At 51.8% G+C, this 19,349-nt stretch carries 22 protein-coding genes; all 22 read right to left on the bottom strand.

Translation table 11 applies throughout. The annotated features are described in order from the left end of the window. Positions 1 to 5: 5 nt before the first annotated feature. The 22 genes from Q0418_RS09420 to rlmN all read right to left on the bottom strand — a co-directional run bounded on the left by Q0418_RS09420 (position 6) and on the right by rlmN (position 19,248). Positions 6 to 878, bottom strand: a complete 873-nt coding sequence (locus tag Q0418_RS09420; RefSeq protein WP_298483882.1) for an NAD(+)/NADH kinase — start codon at positions 876 to 878, stop codon at positions 6 to 8. Next, positions 875 to 1,681: a TlyA family RNA methyltransferase gene (locus Q0418_RS09415; protein ID WP_298483881.1), complete on the bottom strand. Its 807-nt coding sequence runs from the start codon at positions 1,679 to 1,681 to the stop codon at positions 875 to 877. The genes Q0418_RS09420 and Q0418_RS09415 overlap by 4 nt, the downstream gene beginning before the upstream one ends. Continuing rightward, positions 1,668 to 3,578 carry a 1-deoxy-D-xylulose-5-phosphate synthase gene (dxs, locus tag Q0418_RS09410; protein ID WP_298483880.1) on the bottom strand — a complete coding sequence of 637 codons (1,911 nt, stop codon included), beginning with the start codon at positions 3,576 to 3,578 and terminating at the stop codon, positions 1,668 to 1,670. Before dxs ends, Q0418_RS09415 begins: the two co-directional genes overlap by 14 nt. Positions 3,579 to 3,627: 49 nt before the next feature. Beyond that, positions 3,628 to 4,521 carry a polyprenyl synthetase family protein gene (locus Q0418_RS09405; RefSeq protein WP_298483879.1) on the bottom strand — a complete coding sequence of 298 codons (894 nt, stop codon included), beginning with the start codon at positions 4,519 to 4,521 and terminating at the stop codon, positions 3,628 to 3,630. Then, positions 4,505 to 4,720, bottom strand: a complete 216-nt coding sequence (xseB, locus tag Q0418_RS09400) for an exodeoxyribonuclease VII small subunit (RefSeq protein ID WP_298483878.1) — start codon at positions 4,718 to 4,720, stop codon at positions 4,505 to 4,507. The genes Q0418_RS09405 and xseB overlap by 17 nt, the downstream gene beginning before the upstream one ends. A gap of 335 nt (positions 4,721 to 5,055) precedes the next feature. Continuing rightward, entirely contained in the window at positions 5,056 to 5,829 is a 774-nt protein-coding gene (locus Q0418_RS09395) for a methyltransferase domain-containing protein (protein WP_298483877.1), read from the bottom strand. Between the two features lie 25 nt (positions 5,830 to 5,854). Beyond that, entirely contained in the window at positions 5,855 to 7,048 is a 1,194-nt protein-coding gene (gene xseA / locus Q0418_RS09390) for an exodeoxyribonuclease VII large subunit (protein ID WP_298483876.1), read from the bottom strand. Continuing rightward, positions 7,036 to 7,992 (bottom strand): peptidase M22, encoded by a 957-nt coding sequence (locus tag Q0418_RS09385; RefSeq protein ID WP_298483875.1) that lies wholly within the window; start codon positions 7,990 to 7,992, stop codon positions 7,036 to 7,038. The genes xseA and Q0418_RS09385 overlap by 13 nt, the downstream gene beginning before the upstream one ends. Then, positions 7,970 to 8,416, bottom strand: a complete 447-nt coding sequence (gene nusB / locus Q0418_RS09380) for a transcription antitermination factor NusB (protein WP_298483874.1) — start codon at positions 8,414 to 8,416, stop codon at positions 7,970 to 7,972. Before nusB ends, Q0418_RS09385 begins: the two co-directional genes overlap by 23 nt. A 253-nt stretch (positions 8,417 to 8,669) precedes the next feature. Continuing rightward, positions 8,670 to 9,332: a SpoIIIAH-like family protein gene (locus Q0418_RS09375; protein ID WP_298483873.1), complete on the bottom strand. Its 663-nt coding sequence runs from the start codon at positions 9,330 to 9,332 to the stop codon at positions 8,670 to 8,672. Between the two features lie 26 nt (positions 9,333 to 9,358). Continuing rightward, positions 9,359 to 9,907, bottom strand: coding sequence for a hypothetical protein (locus Q0418_RS09370; protein ID WP_298483872.1), 549 nt, complete (start codon positions 9,905 to 9,907; stop codon positions 9,359 to 9,361). Continuing rightward, on the bottom strand, positions 9,888 to 10,346 hold the full coding sequence (locus Q0418_RS09365; protein ID WP_298483871.1) for a stage III sporulation protein AF: 459 nt from the start codon (positions 10,344 to 10,346) through the stop codon (positions 9,888 to 9,890). The genes Q0418_RS09370 and Q0418_RS09365 overlap by 20 nt, the downstream gene beginning before the upstream one ends. A gap of 32 nt (positions 10,347 to 10,378) precedes the next feature. Continuing rightward, the gene (locus tag Q0418_RS09360; RefSeq protein ID WP_298483870.1) at positions 10,379 to 11,533 is read right to left on the bottom strand and encodes a stage III sporulation protein AE; all 1,155 of its coding nucleotides are present in this window, start codon (positions 11,531 to 11,533) and stop codon (positions 10,379 to 10,381) included. After that, entirely contained in the window at positions 11,530 to 11,922 is a 393-nt protein-coding gene (locus tag Q0418_RS09355; RefSeq protein WP_298483869.1) for a stage III sporulation AC/AD family protein, read from the bottom strand. The genes Q0418_RS09360 and Q0418_RS09355 overlap by 4 nt, the downstream gene beginning before the upstream one ends. Then, entirely contained in the window at positions 11,919 to 12,113 is a 195-nt protein-coding gene (gene spoIIIAC, locus Q0418_RS09350; RefSeq protein WP_295217177.1) for a stage III sporulation protein AC, read from the bottom strand. Before spoIIIAC ends, Q0418_RS09355 begins: the two co-directional genes overlap by 4 nt. A 104-nt stretch (positions 12,114 to 12,217) precedes the next feature. Beyond that, positions 12,218 to 12,721 carry a stage III sporulation protein AB gene (locus Q0418_RS09345; protein WP_298483868.1) on the bottom strand — a complete coding sequence of 168 codons (504 nt, stop codon included), beginning with the start codon at positions 12,719 to 12,721 and terminating at the stop codon, positions 12,218 to 12,220. Continuing rightward, positions 12,715 to 13,635: an ATPase, T2SS/T4P/T4SS family gene (locus tag Q0418_RS09340; RefSeq protein WP_298483867.1), complete on the bottom strand. Its 921-nt coding sequence runs from the start codon at positions 13,633 to 13,635 to the stop codon at positions 12,715 to 12,717. The genes Q0418_RS09345 and Q0418_RS09340 overlap by 7 nt, the downstream gene beginning before the upstream one ends. Before the next feature lie 138 nt (positions 13,636 to 13,773). After that, entirely contained in the window at positions 13,774 to 14,412 is a 639-nt protein-coding gene (locus Q0418_RS09335; RefSeq protein WP_298483866.1) for a thiamine diphosphokinase, read from the bottom strand. Next, positions 14,409 to 15,299, bottom strand: coding sequence for a ribosome small subunit-dependent GTPase A (rsgA, locus tag Q0418_RS09330; protein WP_298483865.1), 891 nt, complete (start codon positions 15,297 to 15,299; stop codon positions 14,409 to 14,411). The genes Q0418_RS09335 and rsgA overlap by 4 nt, the downstream gene beginning before the upstream one ends. Before the next feature lies 1 nt (position 15,300). Further along, positions 15,301 to 17,424 (bottom strand): Stk1 family PASTA domain-containing Ser/Thr kinase, encoded by a 2,124-nt coding sequence (pknB, locus tag Q0418_RS09325; RefSeq protein ID WP_298483864.1) that lies wholly within the window; start codon positions 17,422 to 17,424, stop codon positions 15,301 to 15,303. 19 nt (positions 17,425 to 17,443) lie between these two features. Further along, positions 17,444 to 18,178: a Stp1/IreP family PP2C-type Ser/Thr phosphatase gene (locus tag Q0418_RS09320; protein WP_298483863.1), complete on the bottom strand. Its 735-nt coding sequence runs from the start codon at positions 18,176 to 18,178 to the stop codon at positions 17,444 to 17,446. Next, positions 18,178 to 19,248, bottom strand: a complete 1,071-nt coding sequence (gene rlmN, locus Q0418_RS09315) for a 23S rRNA (adenine(2503)-C(2))-methyltransferase RlmN (protein WP_298483862.1) — start codon at positions 19,246 to 19,248, stop codon at positions 18,178 to 18,180. Before rlmN ends, Q0418_RS09320 begins: the two co-directional genes overlap by 1 nt. Positions 19,249 to 19,349 lie beyond the last annotated feature (101 nt).

Here is a 19,349-nt window from a genome sequence, read left to right as displayed (position 1 = left end):
ACACCTCACGATCTTCCATCTTTCAGAGACTGCATCATTTTCCGGCTCAGAGAGTCAAAAAACGTATTTCCGCTCAGATCCAGAATATCCAGCGTCTGGGCTGAACCGGAAATCTCCAGCGTATGGGACGACAAAAACGCCGCCGGCTTTTCTCCGTCCACACAGAGATAGACATCCTGTTCTCCCCGCAGCCGACAATTAACTTGCAGATCGTTGTGAGGAGAAAATAAAATGGGACGTGCAGAAAGGGCATGGGGACAGATCACATTCATTTCAATACAGGAAAATTCCGGTTCAATGATAGGTCCTCCCGCAGACAGGGCATACGCCGTGGAGCCTGTGGGCGTACTGAAAATAATACCGTCCGCACGGTATTCACCCAGCACCACATTGTTCCGGGAGACCGTAAACTCTGCCACCCGGGAAAAATTCCGGGAAATGACAATGTCATTGAGCGCTGTCATCTCCCGGATGCATTTTCCGGAAGCGTCCAGCACCTTTCCCTGAAGAAGCATCCGCCTGGATACCCGGTAATCCCCCGTTTGCAGTCGTGCCACTTCTCCGATCTGATCCGGTTCCATAGACGCCAGAAATCCCAGCCGTCCGGTGTTGATCCCCAACAGCTTTGCCGTAGTTCCCACCACATGCCGTGCGCAGTGCAGAATCGTTCCGTCACCGCCGATGGCAATTGCCACGTCAGCATCCCGGATTGCCTCCAGAAAAGGTGCATAGCACACAAAGGGCATATCCTCGAACAATTCCAGACACTTCGGGTCTGCCCAGACCTCCATGCGGTTACGATGCAGTGCCTGGCACACATGCCGTGCCACCTGGGCAGCATTGCCCCTTTGCAAATGATGGAATAACACCACTTTCATCCTGTTTTCTCCTTTTTCGCCGCTGCAAATGCAGCCGCTGCCAATTCTGCAATATCCGGCAGCACTGTCTCTGCTGCCCCTTTTTCCACTGCCGCAAGATATTCCACATTGCCCGAACCGCCCTGAATGGGCGAAGGACACAGCAGCTGCACTGCCAATCCCAGTTGCCGGAACAATTCTGTCATTTCCGCCAGCACCCGGCAATGCACCTTCTGAGACAGTACCAGCCCATTTTTCCCGATATTTTCCCTGCCGGCTTCAAACTGGGGCTTAATGAGAATTACAGCCCTGCCGCCGGGTTTCAGAAAGGAAACCGCCGCCGGAAGTACATGATGCAGAGAAATAAAGGACACATCCACGGAAAAAAAGTCAATCGGTTCTTCCAATTGTTCCGGGCGAACCTGCCGGATATCCGTCCCCTCCCAGTTCACCACACGTGGATCTTCCCGGAGAGACGGAGCAAGCTGATCGTGTCCCACATCCACTGCATAGACCTTTGCAGCACCGTGCTGTAACATACAGTCTGTGAAACCGCCGGTAGACGCACCGATATCCATACAGACCAGACCATCCAGTTTCCACTGCATGGTCTGTATGGCGTGCTCTAGCTTTAAGCCGCCTCTGCCCACAAAGGGAATATCCGTTCCCTCCATGGTCAGCTGATCTGTATCCGTCACTGAAAACGCCGGCTTGGTGCAGACCTTGCCGTTTACCAGAATCTGTCTGTTCTGAATTAGTACCTTGGCACGCTGACGGCTGGGTGCAAGTCCGCACTGCACCACTGCAATATCAAGCCTTGACATGATGCGATTCCTCCTGGAACACACGCTGCATATCCTGATAAATGGCATTTTCAGATAGCCCCATTGTCTCCATCTGGGAGGCAATAGATGCCTGAGTCAGATACTGCTTGGGGGCAATGCGGCGGTAAGTGCCAGTATATCCCCGTTCCATCAGCAGATCGCCGAACAACTGGGAAATACCACCGTAATAATATGCTTCTTCCAGAAATACCACATACCCATAGGACATGGCAATTTCCACTACGGCATCCGCCAAAGGAAAGATGCGAGTCAGCTTCAGCAGATCGCAGGGCATTCCCTGTTCTCTGGCGCGGCGGCTGGCACGATACAGATAGTCATAGACACGTCCATAGGAAATATACAGCACATCGGTTTTTGTGCCGGAGACATGGGTATATTCCGTATTCAGCGCACTCTTGTCAAAGACGCTGTTATCGGAACCTCTGGGATAACGCACACAAGCAAGTCCCTTATCCCGATACAGTGCCCGGCGCAGACAAAGACGAAGCTCGTCATAACATGCCGGCGCATACATCACCGCACCCGGCACAGTACTCAGATAGGATACGTCATATAAGCCGTGATGGGTCTCGCCGTCCTCACCAACCACGCCGGCACGGTCTACACCCAGTACCACATGGAGACCGCCGATGGCGACATCATGCATCAACTGGTCATAGGCACGCTGCAAGAATGAGGAATACACTGCAAACACAGGCAGTTCCCCTGTAGACGCCAGTGCCGCCGAAAAAGTTACTGCGTGCTGTTCGGCAATGCCCACATCATAATAGCGTCCCGGAAATCTCCGGGCAAAATGATGGAGTCCTGTGCCGTGCTCCATTGCCGCCGTCACAGCGCAGATCCGGGGATCCTGCTGTGCCAGGTACACCAGTTCCTTGCCGAATACATCGGAATAGGAATCTGTCCCCGATACCTCCGGGTTGCCGGTTTCTATGTCAAATTTGGAAATGCCGTGGTATTCGTCGGGATTCTCCTCTGCCGGCGCATAGCCCTTGCCCTTGACGGTATGTACATGGACAAAGACCGGCTTGTGATACTCTTTTGCCGCCAGAAGTACTTCTTCCAGATCTTCAATATTATGCCCATCCACAGGTCCCAGGTATACAAACCCGAAATCCTCGAACATGGTAGCCGATTGAAGCAGCGCCTCACGCACCACGCTCTTGGAATTCTTGATGACCTTTGCCACAGACGGACCAATAACAGCCGTTCGGTTCAGACGGCGTTCCACCGCTTTTTTGGTGCGGACATAGCCCTCGCTGCTGCGCATGGACGACAGATAACGTGCCAGTGCACCCACATTTCTGGAAATAGACATCTCATTGTCGTTGAGGATCACAATGAGATTATTCCCGGATTTTCCGGCATTGTTCAATCCCTCATAGGAAAGGCCGCCGGTCATAGCACCGTCACCTACCACAGCAATGGCAAAATGTTCCCGGTCACCTTGCAGTCGCATACCCTCGGCAATACCGCACGCCACGGAAATGGCAGTACTGCTATGCCCGCTGATAAAGCTGTCGTGTTCGGATTCCTTCGGCTTCGGGAAACCGGAAATACCGTTTTCCTGCCGGATGGTGGAAAACTGTTGCATCCGTCCCGTGAGGATCTTATGGGTATAACACTGGTGTCCCACATCCCATACAAATTTATCATCCGGGGAAGAAAACACCCGGTGCATTGCCACCGTCAGTTCCACGGAGCCGAGATTCGAAGCCAGATGTCCGCCGGTTTTCGAAATGGTCTCCACCAGGAGACTTCGAATCTCCTGACAGAGCACCTGACATTGTGCCGGCGTCATTTTTTTCAGATCCTTGGGAGAATGCAGCTGAGACAGCAGCAATTCGCCGGGATCCGGCAATTTTTTCTGATCCATTTTTTCATTTCCTGCGCCCTCTGTTTGCCGCAGGTTCCACTCCTTTAATTTATTTTTCACGCATCAAAAGCTCTTCCGTCAGATCCAGCAAAAATGCATGATCCGGAAACTGCGCCAGGATTGCCTTTGCTTCCTCTGTCAGCACAGCCGCTTTCTGACGTGCCTGTTCCAGTCCCAACAGGGTCACGAAGGTCGTTTTCCCCTCCTGTGCATCACTGCCCACCGGTTTTCCCAGCACTTCAGAAGTACTGGTCACATCCAGAATATCATCCACGATCTGGAACGCCAGTCCCAGCTTTGCGCCGTACTGATCTGCAAGAGCGATTTGTTCTGCCGGAGCACCTGCCGCTGTGCATCCCAGACGGCATGCGCCTCGAATCAGGGCACCGGTCTTTGCGGCACACATAGCCTCCTGTTCCTCCAGTGTCACATCACTGCGGGTCTCAAATGCCATATCCATGATCTGACCGCCGATCATACCGGCAGCGCCAGTGATTTCCGCCAGAATATGGAGCAGCTGTATCTTCACTGATGATTCCAGCACAGGGTCATTGATCAGTACCTCGAATGCCGCCGCCGAGAGTGCATCCCCTGCCTGCAATGCCACCGCATGACCGAACGCCTTATGACAAGACAGTCTGCCCCGGCGGTAATCATCGTTGTCCATTTCGGGTAGATCATCGTGGATCAGAGAAAAGGTATGTATCATTTCAATGGCACAAGCTGCTGCCATCGCCTGTTCCTGTGTCCCGCCGCAGAGCCGGCAGAATTCCAGCACCAGCACCGGGCGGATCCGCTTGCCTCCTGCCTCCAGAGAATAACGCATGGCTTCCACTACCTTTGCCTGCCGCTGTGTCTCCGGCGTCACCTGGACATAGGTCAGAAGCTGCTGTTCCACCGCTGCCGCCAGTTCTTCCAGCCGCTGTTTATGCTTCGATTCCATCTGCCGCATCCTCCTTTTCCTGCATGGGCACGGTCTGCTTGGAGATCTGCAGCTTTGCCGTCTGCAATTCCTCCTGACACGCCGCCGCCAGCTGCATACCCTGTGTATATACATTTACCGCTTCTTCCAGCGAGAGACTCCCCTGTTCCAGTTTCTGGGTCAGTTCCCGCAGCTGTTTCATATGTTCTTCAAACGCCATGGCACTCCGCTCCTTCCTATTGGTCACCTCTAAAAACCCGCTCACCCGTCATCTGCGGCGCATCTTTACGCCATCTTCCCTTGCGAAAAAACTTGAAATACATCGAGTATTCCTACATTTTTTTCGCAAGGGAATCTGTCGCAAATCTGCACCACATCTGACGGATTCGAGGTTTTTAGAGATGCCCTATTTTAAATCAATCATATTGTGACAATCGGGATACTTTGTAGAGACGACCATTGGTCGCCCAAACATAATGATTCCCCTCTTCCAGCTTCGAGTCATTTCCCACAGCTATTCCAAATATTCTTCAAATACCATTATTCCTACATCGGCTATGAATGATTCCTTGCGATAAAGAAAAGCCGATAGAATGGAAACAAAACCGTTCCATCTCCGCATGGTTGATATTGTTTTGCTGTTTCATATTTCAGCATTGCAATAAATTCTGCTGCTTGTTCTTCTGTCAGACATGATAAATATGGAATCAATGCCGTACTCTGCACAAAATCTACGATTGCATCGCTGCTGTCCATTTGATGATAATAGTTCGTCTGCCAGACCTCCACATCAGAATAACAGGATGTGAACATATCATAATAAGTCCTGGCTGAAAAGTTGTTACAGGTACGTTCAAAACAAAAGAGCTTATTTTTCCTATCGTATGATTGCGCCGTTTCCTTGATGATATCAGAAATCGGCATCTCATCAAAGTCAGGAATTTGCATTGCCAGCACACTATCTGGATTTAGCAGAGCCCTTGTATTTTGAATAAATTCTTCCTGATTGTCCAGCCACTGTAAAAATGCGTTTGAGAAAACAAGATCAAAAGTCCCCAGATCTGTCAGCGGCTTACTGCAATCTCGCTGGATCCAGGTCACATCATTCATGCATTCCTTTGCTTTTTCCAGCATATTTTCAGACAAATCAACTCCGACAATTTCAGCATCCGGAAACCGGTTTCGGATGGAAATCGTACTCATCCCAGAACCGCATCCGACATCCAGTATCCGTTTGCATTCTTTTATCTCAATCCGATTTGCCAAATCTATAGATGGCTGTATTCGTTCTTTTCCAAACCGATGATAAGATATTGCATCCCACATCATTCACACCATCCTTTTCCAAAATCTCTTATTCACAGGAATTGCACACCTCTGCTTTAATCTCACCCTCAGCCAGCCGGATCCGCAGCACATCACCAGCACTTACCTGCTGCGCATTGCGTACCAGCGTATCCCCATGATACGCCAGCGCATAGCCACGCCCCAGGATCTTCAAAGGACTGAGCATATCCAGCCGTACCGCCTGCTGCTGCAAATGCTGCTCACAGCGTTCCAGAACAGATGCACCGCCCTTGACCAGACGCAGATACAAGTTTTCCAGTTCCTTCTGCGCCATTTCCTGGCGATGCTCCGGCGACTGCATCCGCAGACGATCGCACAGCCGCCCCAGTTCCTGCTGTTTCCGCAGCATCTGCTGCGCTACAGCCGATTCCATCCGCCGTGTCAGATCCTGTACCTGCTGTATCATCTGCCCCACATCCGGCACTGCCAATTCTGCTGCCGCTGACGGCGTAGGCGCACGCAGATCAGCTGCCGCATCTGCCAGGGTCCAGTCTGTCTCATGTCCCACAGCGGAGACAATGGGCACCGTACAGTTATAAATGGCCATGACCACTTTTTCCGTATTGAATGCCTGCAAGTCCTCTGCTGAACCGCCGCCCCGTCCCACGATCAGGACATCACAGCCGTCATGCTCTGCCGCACCAATGGCACGGCATACGGAATCCGCCGCCGCATCTCCCTGCACCTGCGCCGGATATACCAGCAAGTGCCCGATGGGATACCGCCGTCCCACCACGTTTTTCACATCCTGTAATGCCGCTCCCGTATCCGACGTAATCACGCCGATTTTCCGGGGCATGGCAGGAAGAGGACGCTTTGCCGCCGTATCGAATACACCCATTGCCGTGAGCTTTTTCTTCAGCTGTTCCAGAGCAAGTGCCTGCATTCCGGCACCGTCCGGCTGCAAATCTGTCACATACAGCTGAAATGTGCCGTCCCGTTCATAGAGAGACGCCGTTGCCGCTGCAATGACACGCATACCGTCCTGAGGTACAAACCGCAGCCGCTGGGCATTGCCCCGGAACATGACAGCCTTTACACCGCTTTCTTCATCACGCAGAGTAAAGTAAAGATGCCCCGAACGATAGTGGTTGGTGAAATTGGAGATCTCTCCGCGCACCAGTATCCCCTGTAAGGCATGATCCTCTTTCAGTTTGAATCCCACATAACGGTTCAGCTGCGTTACACTTAAAATTGCCATAATGCGCCTCTCTTTTCCCGCAGTGCCCCATAGACTGCCACGCCTACGGCATTGTCGCAGGCACAATCCGGCTCTGCAAAATAACATTCCGCCTGGGCAGACAACATGGGGCGAATCATCCGGTTGGACATCACGCCTCCGGCATAGATTACCGGTAATGCGCCGTATTTTTCCTGTGCCGCCTTTGTCATGGCAATGATAGTCTCTGCCACAGTCAGCAGACAGAATTTTGCAATATCTTCCGGCAATTCGCCTTGTTCCAGCATGGAACGGCACTTGTTTTCCAGTCCGGACAGACAGCAGTCCATGCCCCGAATAACAGGACGGACACGCATCTGCTTCCGGCTTTGCAGCGCCAATTGTTCCAGTGCCGCACCGCAGGGAAATTGCATCCCCAGCATAAGACCGACACGATCAATTGCCTGTCCCGCTTTCAGATCAAGAGATGTGCCGCAGGGTGTGATCCGCAGCAAATCTGTTTCGTCCGGCTCGCAGTACAGGGAATCCGTTGTACCTCCGCTGACATGGAACGCCAGAAAGGACTGCTTGCAGAATGCCAGCTTTCCGGCGGAATAGAGTGCCGCCAGTACATGCCCGATCTGGTGAGATGTCACATGCAGGGGCAGTCCATTCACAGAAGCAATACTCCGTGCCGTTCCCAGTCCCGTCAAAAAACAAGGCATATAAGAGCCTTCCAGATTCCGTGGTCGGGATGAAACACCAATGGCGCACAGTTCTTTCTCCTGCATTCGGGATTGAAGCCGTTCTAGCAGTTCCGGAAGCTGCCTTGTGTGGTGAAATACGGCATCACTCTGCCGCAGTCCTGCCGCACCGGCTTTTACCGGAAGTAACTGCTTTTCCTGGTGCACTGTACCTGTCTCCAGATCCAACACTGCCGCAGACGTGGTATAATTACTGGTGTCAATTCCCAGAATCTGCGCCATTCCCGGTATCCTCCTTTGCAGCCTTTTCAGACCTTGCATAGGCACCCAGCACACCGTTGACAAAAGCTGTGTCCTCTGCATAGGCATACGCCTGGGAAAGCTGGACTGCTTCGCTGATCACCACATTCACCGGGGTGTCCGGCATATTTTTCAATTCATAGAGTGCCAGCCGCAGGATCGACCGGTTGATTGCCGGAACACGGCTCAGACTGCGCTGCTTGCTATGGGCTTCAATGATCTGATCCAGTTCCTGTGCCTGGGAGAGTACACCGCTGACATAACGCTTCACACGCTCCGGCACCGGCAGCTCCAGCATTTCCTCCGTCGATGCGTACAGCGCTTCAATGGAATCAATTTCCTCAGCCCGTACCATTGCCTCGTATAACAGTAAAAAAGCATATTCTCTGGTTTCGTGTTTTGTCATAACAACCTCCACATCCTGATTTTTACAGATCTTTCCAATAAAAAGGGCGATCCGATCAAATTCGAAATACAGCAAAAAAGAAAGCTGCTGTAACGACAGATGCAGCAGCTTTCCACATTTCGATTTTCTTTCTTTTGGTATCGCTATGTATTTCTGCACAATCCAAAGAAATCGCCTGTGGTATGCCGCCGGAATTTCCGCCGTCCGAACAAGTTCTTTCTTCTATTATACCAAAAAAATTCGATTGAGACAACTATTTTACCTCAAAAATTCGAATATTTTCTGCGGAAATTGATACCTCCCCCAAAATGATGTCTTTGATGGCTGCTGCCTGGGCTGCATCCAGCCCCTCTGTCTGCACCACAACCTTGGCACTTTCCCCGTCCAGATAGACGATGCAGTCGGGATAACCCTGGGCTTTGATAAGAGATTCAATGGTACTTTCGCTTTCAATGAGCTTAGAAGTTTCCACCGCAGCAATGGCGTCTGTCACAAGCTCATCCTCCGTCCGGTCACCGCCGCCCAGAATGGACTGGAGCGTTGCCACGCTTTCATCCCGGCTGGCAGTCCGTTCCAGACGTGCCTGGGCAAAATAATTTTCCGCACTGCCTGCCGCCTCCAGATCTGATGCCACATTCTCTGCATTTGCCGCAGTAGAAGATGCATCAGCAGTTGCGGACGATGCATCTGTACTGTCCTCTGCGGCTTCTGCATCATCTTTTTCCGAAACATCATCTGCCTGGGCATTGACAAACGCTGTATCGCCGTAGGTAATGCCGTCATTGGATTGTACCTCTGCAGTTTTCAGCTTTCCGTCAGACATGGCATAGTTGACATACACGGCGATTGCAAGCATCAACGTCAGGCAGGACAGAATGATCTGTTTTTTTCCAATGATCAAAGATGGTTTTTTCATGATAACTTTTCCTCCAATACGATTTTTCATTTCTGGGTCGGGACAACACAGATCCGGCTCGCTGGAATGTCCAGCACAGCCTGTACGGCATTCGTCACACGCTCCTGCACCACACTGCTGGATGCGCCGCTGCACACCACAATGACGCCGCCGATCTCCGGCGAAACGATCTGCTGCACCAAAGGGCGTTCACCCTCGCTGTCGGAGACGATCACACATTTCCGCTGGGACTGTGTCCGGGAATCCGCCTGATCTTCCTCTTCGTCCTGAGCGTAGACCGTTTCCGCAGTACCGGTGGCAGTCAGCATTACCTGACAATGTCCCACGCCGTCTACCTGCTCCAGAATGGTCACCAAGCGTTCCTCCAGCGCATGGCAATACGCCTGCAACTCCGCAGACACATCGGATGCTGACGATTCAGCCGCCGTAGATTCCGCTACCTGTTTCTCCTTTTCCGGCAGGAATCCGGAAAGCAGGATCAGTGCCAGACCGGCAACACCCAGGATCACCACAAGCCGCACGCCTTTTTCACCTTTGAAACTGCCTTTCAGCTGCTCAAGAAGCTTTTTCCACATCAATTTTCACCTCTTCTCCCAGGCACTCTGCCAGCAGCGATTCTGCCGTCTCCGTGTCCTCGCAGAAAACCGTTACATGCTCTATCTCTATGCTGTTGTCCTCTGTAATATGCATTTCCACCTCTACTTCCGCATCTGTAACACCGCCCTTTTGCAGCAGTTCCTGCAATGTGTTTTCCAGATTTTCCACAGCATAGGCTTCTGTCTGTACTGCCATGGCGGCAGTCAGATCCTGGGATATTGTCACATCGCTGTCCCAGTTCACCTGCATTTCCCCTACCCCTTTCACCAGTGGCGTCAAAATCGCCAACAGAAACACCGCCGACAGCAGCAGCCGCATCTGTCGGTCAAACTTGGCATTGGGGCGAAGGGCATCCAGCACACCGCTGAGCAAGCTGATCACGCAGGTGACCAGTACAATGGCACGCATTGTTTCCATGACAACTCCACCTCATCCCAAACTCAAGATATTCATGCGTTCCCTTTGCCAAGGGTCATGGCGATCGCTGTTGCCACCACAAACATCACGCCAAAGCACACCAGCAGTGCAAAGGCAATGGCAAGAACCTGCTGCGTTCCCCGGAGCAGCCGCAGCAAACGCTGAGTACCGAACAATTCCGCCGCCGCCGTGCCGATTGCCACCACGCCGCGATACAGCAGCAGCTGTACCAGAGGCGGCAGGAACAGAATACAGATCGCCGCTATGCCGATCACGCCGGTAGTACTTCGCAGAATTTGCAGGCTGCTCCGCACGGCAGTATACGCATCGGAAACGGCACTTCCCACCACTGGTACAAAATTGGAAATGACATATTTCGTTGTCTTTGTGGCTGCCGTATCCACACTGCCGGTAATCCAGTTCTGCATGGACAATACGCCCAGAAAAATGGACATAAACAGACCTAGTACCCAGGTGGTCACTTTTTTGGACAAGGTCAGAAGTCCGCTGACAGAAACCGAGGGACTGACTGCATCCACAATGGCAAGGGCAAAGCCCATGGTACAAAAAGGTAGTAGCACACGAGTAATCACCTGCATGACCCCATCCGCCAGTGCAATGACTGCCGTCTGGTAACAAACCGCACTGCCAGCAGTACCACCTGCCGCCAGTATCCCGGCAAAAACCGGCACAAAAACCAGCATAAACTCCGCCCCCTGATTCAGTGCATTCTCTACGGCAGTAAAGCTCTGACACAAAGGCTCTGCCAGGATCCCCACCGCTGCCAGAGCGCAGAGAAATTCGAATACTTGTTCTGTCCCATTACGCATGTTACCACTGTGAAGTCCCTGTAACAACGCAGCAAAGATAATCACCGTCAGCAGCCCGGCGAGCATCTGAAAGGGACGTTCCACGTATTCCGAAATATACTCCCCCAGCACGTCCCACACCGTAGAAAGGGTAAACGCTTCGGCGATTTTGGTGGGATCAGACACAGAAAGACCCAGTCGATCCAGCACCGACTGCACGTCCCAATCCAGGGAATCTGTCACATCTGCACTTCCGCTTTCCTCCGCAAAGGTATGGGTCATGTCATCTTCTTCCGCATGCGCCGGCACAGCACACCACCAGCCCAGAGTCAACAACAGAAGTCCTGCAATCGTCAGGGAAATCCAGATCTTTTTCATGCCAGCACCTCCGTCACTGTATTCAAAAGGGATTCCAGCAGAGGCAGTGCCAGTAAAACCAAAGATAATCTTCCCCACAGTTCTACAGTCCGAGCCAGCGCTGTTTCTCCGCAGTCCTGACAGAGGTCTCCGGCGATCCCGGTAAGATAACAGATGCCCAGCGCTTTCCACAGGGTTTCCAGATAAGCCTGAGGCAGTCCGGTTTTTTGGAACAATGCATTGACACTTTCTGCAATGGGTGTCAGATATGCAACCGCTGCGATTCCCACTGCTACACAAGCGCCAATGACGCAGAACATGGCATGTTCCCGGCAGTACTGTTTGAGTAGCGTTGCAAAAATGGCAGCGATAATACAAACTGCGGCAGCAGTCGTTGTCTCACCGATCATAGCCCGAACACCGACTTGACACGCTCAAAAAGTGTACCGATCTGATCCACCAGAAGCATCAGCACGACCACCAGTCCGGCAAGGGTCGTCATCATCGCCTGTTCCTCCCGTTCGGCACGTTTCAGCACCAGATTCAGCACCGCAACGATTATGCCAGTCCCGGCAATTTTAAAAATAAGGTCGATATCCATTTTGAAAACATCCCTTCTTTCCACTTATTAAGCTATTTCTGATTATGGTAAGATTTCAAGGTTTGTTTGTATTCGTGCAGATAATACCCTACAAATACGACCCATTAACAAAACAGAATTGCCGCCATCAGACCGCCCAGTACGCCCATGCTGACATACAGCCGCTGGCGCTGGGTACAGCGGTTCCGTGTCTCCTCTGCATATGGTTCCAGCTGCTGCCGATATTGCGCCAGTGTCTCGACTTGTCCGCAGAGATCACTGACGCCCAATTCATCCCCCAGAGGCAGAAGCAACTGTCTGGCATTTTCCGGCACTGCCGTATCCGCCTGCAATCCGGTACGCCATGCTGTGCAAAGGGGCACGCCGGATTGCAATTCCGCAAGCGTCCGTTCCGGAAAAGAAAACATCTCATACGCCGGCTCCTGCGCCAATTGTTCCAGCAGTTCCTGCACCGAAGCCCCGCGAAATTCCATCTGCACCGACAATTCCCGAAGCATCTGGCACAGCCGTTCCATAATGATCCGTTCCTGACGAAGTCCCATTGCCGCCAGAAAGCCTGCCCCTGCCCCGGAGAACACGATAAAAAACAACCCCAACAGCTTCAGCATGATGCCACCCGGCGCAATGACTGCACCGTTCCCTGCTGTTCCGGCGAAAGCATTGCCGCATAGGAGAAAACGCCTTGCTCCATGAGTTTCCGCAGCACCGGGCGCTGTTCCAGATCTGTCCAGGATGCTGCATGGGCAGAAGCGATCACCGGCACGCCGCAGCCGTGCATACGAAGAATTGCCTCTGCATCTGCTTCTGTGCCGATCTCATCACAGATCAGCACCTCCGGCGTCAGAACACGCAGTGCTGTCAGCAGTCCCTCTGCACGTGGGAAGCCGTCCAGCACATCTGTATGTAAGCCCACGTCATACCGTGGTACGCCATGATGCATTGCAGCAATCTCACTGCGTTCATCCACCAGTGTCACCCGATGGGATGCTCCCAACAGTCGACACAGATCCCGAAGCATGGTGGTTTTTCCCGACCCTACTGCACCGGCAAGCAGCAGACTATTTGGTCTTGTACTGCATGTTTGCCCATAAAGCATCTGTGCACAGCCGGTCACTGCATGGGATATGCGGAAATTCAGTCCGCTAATATAGCGAACCTGGGAGAGCATGCCATCCCGATAGACTGCCGACCCGGCAATGCCCACCCGATTTCCGCCGGATACTGTGACAAATCCATCGCAGATCTCCTTGGTATACCGATAGACGGAATATTCACACACCGCCTGAAATACCCGTTCCACTGTCTGCTGGGTCATGGAGATTGCCCGGGATGGAATATCCGTTCTTGTTCCGTGTTCTGTGAGGAACTGTTCACGGTACCCTATGGCAACTGCCACAGGGCGTTCTGCCCGGAGACGGATCTCCTGTATCTGCGCCAGTTCTTCTCCCGACATCTGCCGCAGCGCCGCCTGTACCTGTGAAGGTAAATATCGCATGACTGTCATGATTCCGTTCGCTTCCATACGTCCTCCTGTTCTGCTTGTCTGTTGCTTTGTTCCATTCTATGTGAAGCTTGTCTCTAATATGCCTGATACATCGGCGTAAAAAAAGCCGTCTTACGGCATATACCGCAAGACGGATATCATTTTTAAAGGTGATCTTCATTGCCTGTGCTTCGCACAGATTGGATCTCTCGCAAAAACTACCAACAAATCTCCTTTTCCCACTGTCACAACTGCTTCCTCCGCTATGATCTCATTGCTGACCCCCAGGGGAAACGTTCCGGACAGTGTTCCATGTGCCAACGGATATGCCACACCTTCCAGCGTCACATCCTCACAGGTCTCCGTCAGAGAAAACAGGGAAAAATAATCTTCACGCCGGGGATACCGTGCGGTACCGCCGCGCTGCAGCGTGACCCAGTGCCTGTCGTCCACCAAAATGCCACGTGCGCCGGCATCCGCCACCATCCGCAGCATCTGCAAATTGGCGATCGTATGATCCAATCTGCCGCCCAACGCACCGTAAAAAATCAGTTCCGTGCAGCCTTTCGATAAAGCATATTTCGCCGCCAGAATCAGATCAGTATCATCCTTTTCCGCCGGATAAACTGCCACATCCGATCCCTCCGGGATTTCCCCCAGGGAATCGAAATCTCCCACGATCCAGTCCGGTGTCACGCCAAGTGCCTGCGCCAATCGCACACCAGCATCTGCACAAATATAACAATCCGCCTCCGGCACCGGCGGCTGTTCCGATGGAATCACCGGCGCACCGCCAAATATCACCGCACGCTTCATGATTCCCACGCCTTTCTCTGCTTTGCCGTCTGGTAGAGGGATACATAGGAATCGTGGCGACTCTTGGCAATCTCACCGTTCTGTACCGCTTCCACAATAGCACAGCCTTTTTCACAGACATGGGCGCAGTCCGAGAACCGGCACTCGCCGAAATACTGCCGGAATTCCGGAAAACAGTCGGCGATCCGCTCCTTCTCCATCTGAAGATACTGCTCCACCTCAAAGGTAGAAAATCCCGGTGTATCTGCCAGATACCCTCCGGCGCAGGGATACAGCTGTACCTGCCGTGTGGTATGCCTGCCGCGCCCCAGTTTTTCGCTGATTTCTCCCACAGGCAGCTGGAGAGACGGTTCAATGGCATTGAGCAGTGTGGATTTTCCCACCCCGGAATTGCCGGTCATCATGCTGATCCTGCCGGACAGTCGTTGTGCCACGGCGTCCACCGTCTCCGGTTTCTGATAATCTACAACCATGACCGGAATTCCTGCATGTTCATACAGCCGGCACAATTCTTCCCCAGCATCCAGATCGACCTTTGTCACAACCAGAACTGGTTCAATCTCCTGATAAATTGCCACTGCCAGAAAAGAATCCAGCAGCAAAAGATTGGGAGACGGATGGCAGGAAGAGACCACAAACAGGATCTGATCCAGATTTGCCACCGGCGGCCGCAGGATGCTGTTTTTTCTTGGCAGAATCTCTGTGATAACATTGTCGTCTGAAAGCAATACATAGTCTCCGACATAGGGCACAATGCCACGTTTGCGGAACACGCCTCGTGCTTTACAGGTGCAGATACCGGAAAAGGTCTCTACTGTGTAGAGACCTCCTACCGATGTTATGATTCTGCCCTGTGCACCTTCTGGGATGGCAACAGGACTTTTCATATCATTCGCCCTCCGTTCCATCCGCCGTAACAGGTTCTGACGGTGCAGGTGCTTCTGTCATTGCCGGTGTCGTCAGAACAGCAACAGACGAAAATGCCTGGTCAATGCTCTCGCTGGATGCTGAAAAGGTCTTGTTGGCAAAGTCGAAGGTATAAGTGCCCACTGGTGCCGTTTTACCACTCTGTGCACTAGTCACAGAAACCTTGACGGTCTTGACGCCTTTTCCCTTAACTTTAGCTGTCACAGAACTGCTGTCCAGATTTTCTGCCACAAACTGATAGCTTGCGATGACACCGTCCTCGTCTGTGGTAAAGCTCAGAGTGTACATACCGCTCATGTTGCTAGTGGGCAGATTTAGCAGACCGTAGGATACTTCACCCTCTGGTTCTTCGCCGTTGCTAACAGTCAGCTTAATGGTTGAACCGGAAACCACGACCTTTCCTTGCTCCGGATCCTGCTTAATGACAACACCTTTTTCTTCTGTGGAGGGTTCTTCGATCACTTCCACTTTCAGATTGCGGTGCTCGCATTCCTTCTGCGCTTCTTCCAGGGTCATGCCCACAAATTTCGGCACATCGGTTTCATCTACGGCAACGCCCTGACTCACATATACAGTAACCGTCTGTCCAACAGTCACCTCGGACAGCTTTTCCGGGTCTGTCTTAATGACATGACCGACTTCGATATTTTCTTCAGAAGTACTCTGTGTCTTTTTCAGTTCAGCAACCAGACCAAGCCCCTTCAATACCTCTTCTGCTTCATCGGAGGTATAATTGGTCAGATCAGGGATCTGCACTTTTTGAACACCCTTGCTGACGGCAACTGCCAGTTCGATCTTGCCATCATCGTTTTTCTTAACAAACTGACCAGCTTCCACATTTTGCTTGTAGATAATATCCACATCATATTTGTCCGTATAATCCTGCTCTGCCACTTCGAATTCAATGTTCGGATAATTCAGTACAGCTTCCTCATAATTCATGCCGATAACATAAGGCACCTCATCAGTGGAACTATTGGAGCCGCTGGTGCTCTGACCTACGAACAGGAAAATAATGATGGCTGCCGCAATGACCACAGCAAATGTCACCGCTGCCAGAATCGGAATGACCAGAGATTTGCTCCGTTCCTGCTCCGGCTCATTCGTGTAATTATCATAGTAATCGTCCTGATTGGTTTTATCATAGGTATGATTGCCGCGCTGAGGACGTCCGTCATTCTGTGCCGGTGGCGTGAAATACTGCGTTCTTCCGGAAGATTCCGGCACGTTATAGTAGCCGAAAATGATCTGGTTATCTGCCTTGAACGCTTCAATATCCCGGATCATGTCCGTAGCGCTCTGATATCGTTTGGAAGAATCCTTCTCCATGGCATGCATGATGATTTCTTCCAGACCAGAGGGAATGTTCGGGTTAATGTCTCTGGGACGCACTGCCACATTCTGCATGTGCATCACGGCAATGGAAACAGGATTGTCCGTATCAAAGGGCTTCTTTCCTGTCAGCATTTCATAGAACATCACGCCCACAGAGTAAATATCACTCTTTGCATCTGTCACATCGCCACGTGCCTGTTCCGGACTGATATAATGCACTGTACCGATCGCCTGATCTGTTGCAGTACGGCTTTCTTCCCGGGCAAATTTTGCAATACCGAAGTCCATGACCTTGATAGTGCCATCGGTCAGCAGCATGATATTCTGGGGCTTGATATCCCGGTGGACAATGCCGCGGTTGTGTGCATGCTGCAAAGCACGGAGGATCTGGATGACAAAATGTACCGCATCCTTCCAGTTCAGAACACGTTCACTGTCAATGTAATCCTTCAGGGTGATGCCGTCGATATACTCCATGACAATGTACTGTACCTTATCCGAAAAGCCCATGTCATAGATCTTGACAATATTCGGGTGGGACATCACTGCAATTGCCTTGGATTCGTTGCGGAACCGACGCTGGAATTCCTCGCTCTCGGAATATTCTGTTTTGAGAATTTTCACAGCCACCATGCGGTTGTCCAACACATCAATGGCACGGTATACATTTGCCATGCCGCCTTCGCCCACAAGCTCTGTCAGTTCATAGCGGCCGTCAAGTCTTGTTCCAATGAATTTATCCTTGTCCATACCTTCTGATTCCTCCGTTTTATGACGCTGTTACAATCGCAACAGAAATATTATCTCTTCCGCCCTTTTCCAAAGCTGCATCTACCAGCTTCTGGGTAATCTCCTCTGCCGGCAGTTCCTCGCTCAGAATCGCCTGAATCTCTGCATCCGAACAAAATCCCGAAAGCCCATCGGAACAGAGCAGCAACCGGAATGGCTGATTCTCTTCCAGATCAATGCGAAAAAAATCCGGGCACACTGTCCGTTCCACACCCACCGCTTTCATGAGCATATGCCGCTGTGGGTGTGTCTCCATTTCCGCCTTTGTGATCTCTCCCTTTTCCATGAGCATATGCACCACTGTATGATCTACGGTGATCTGCTCCATAGTCTCATCTGTCAAAAGATATGCCCGGCTGTCACCCACATTTGCCACAGCGATGTAGCTATCGCTGACAAAAGCGGCAACACAGGTCGTACCCATTCCGAAATTCTGATAATCCATCCGTGCGGTGGTGTACACCACGGAATTTGCAGCAGAAACCGAGGAGAGCAGTAGAGAACGCACGCTGTAGGCGTCCATATCATCTGTATATCCCTCTTCAAAATGTTCGAAAAAAACATCTGTCGCCATGGTACTCGCCTTACTGCCGGAGCGTTCGCCGCCCATGCCGTCGCAGACCACCAACAGCAGATTTTCTCCGAACTGCCGTATTTCCACACGATCCTGATTTTCATCCCGTACATATCCGATGTGCGTTTGCGTTGCACTCATCAATTTCTACCACCTCCATCAGAAGTTCCCCGGGCATTTTTCCGCCCGTCTGCATCCCGGCGCAGCTGACCGCATGCCGCCTGGATATCGCTGCCCAGCGTCCGGCGAATGGTCGCATGTACGCCCAGTGTTGTCAATTCCTTCTGAAACCGTTCCACCGTCTGACGCAGCGACCGGAAATCACGCTCTGCAATAGGATTCACCGGAATCAGATTCACATGACATTGCATCCCGTGCAGCCGTTCCGCCAGCCGTTTTGCGTCCGCTTTTGTACAGTTCACCCCGTCAATGACGGCATATTCCATGGTCACACGCCGCCCGGTTTTTTCGAAGTAATACCGGCATGCATCCAGCAGTTCCTCCACTGGATACCGCCGGTTCACCGGCATGATCTCACTGCGCCGGCTGTTGTCCGGACTGTGCAGAGAGACTGAAAGCGTCACGCCCAGCTTCATGTCTGCAAGCTCCCGGATCCTGGGCACCAGTCCGCAGGTGGACAATGTCACATGGCGCAGGCTCATGCCAAAACCATTGGGATCCGACAGCAGCCGGAAGAACTGTATTACATTTTCAAAGTTATCCAGAGGCTCGCCGATCCCCATGAGCACCAGGCTGTCAATCCGGCAGCCGGCATTCCGCTGTGTCTCATAAATTTGCAGCAGCAGCTCCGCCGGAGTCAGATCCCGGACATAGCCAGCAATGGTAGATGCACAGAACTGGCAGCCCATCCGGCAGCCCACCTGCGTAGAAATACACAGGCTCTTTCCATGATGATAGTTCATGAGAACGGTCTCCACAAAGTTGCCGTCCGGCAGCTCATATAAGTATTTTACCGTATCATCTATGGAAGATGCAAGCCTTCTCGCAATATTTAGTCTATTTATACAAAAAATTCTGTCTAATCTCTCCCGCAGTTGGAGAGAAAGTGTAGTCATTTTTGCAAATTCCGTCACCTGCTTCTGGTGCAGCCAGTTAAAAATCTGTTTTGCACGGAATTTTGGTTCGCCCATCTCTGCCATATGCGCCTCCAGTGCATCCAAAGGCAGAGACAAAATATCCATTCGCTCCATACTTTCCCTCCGGGAAAAGACTAGGCAATATCGCACAAAGATTGTGTGTCAGATGCGCCGTCAGATTTTTCGTCAGATGAAACAAAAAGCGCAGTGAATAC

This window comes from uncultured Ruminococcus sp. (assembly GCF_937915125.1).
Taxonomy (GTDB): Bacteria; Bacillota; Clostridia; order Oscillospirales; family Ruminococcaceae; genus Ruminococcus_C.
Note: the sequence above shows the minus strand (reverse complement) of the source record. Positions and strands in the feature narration are given on the sequence as shown.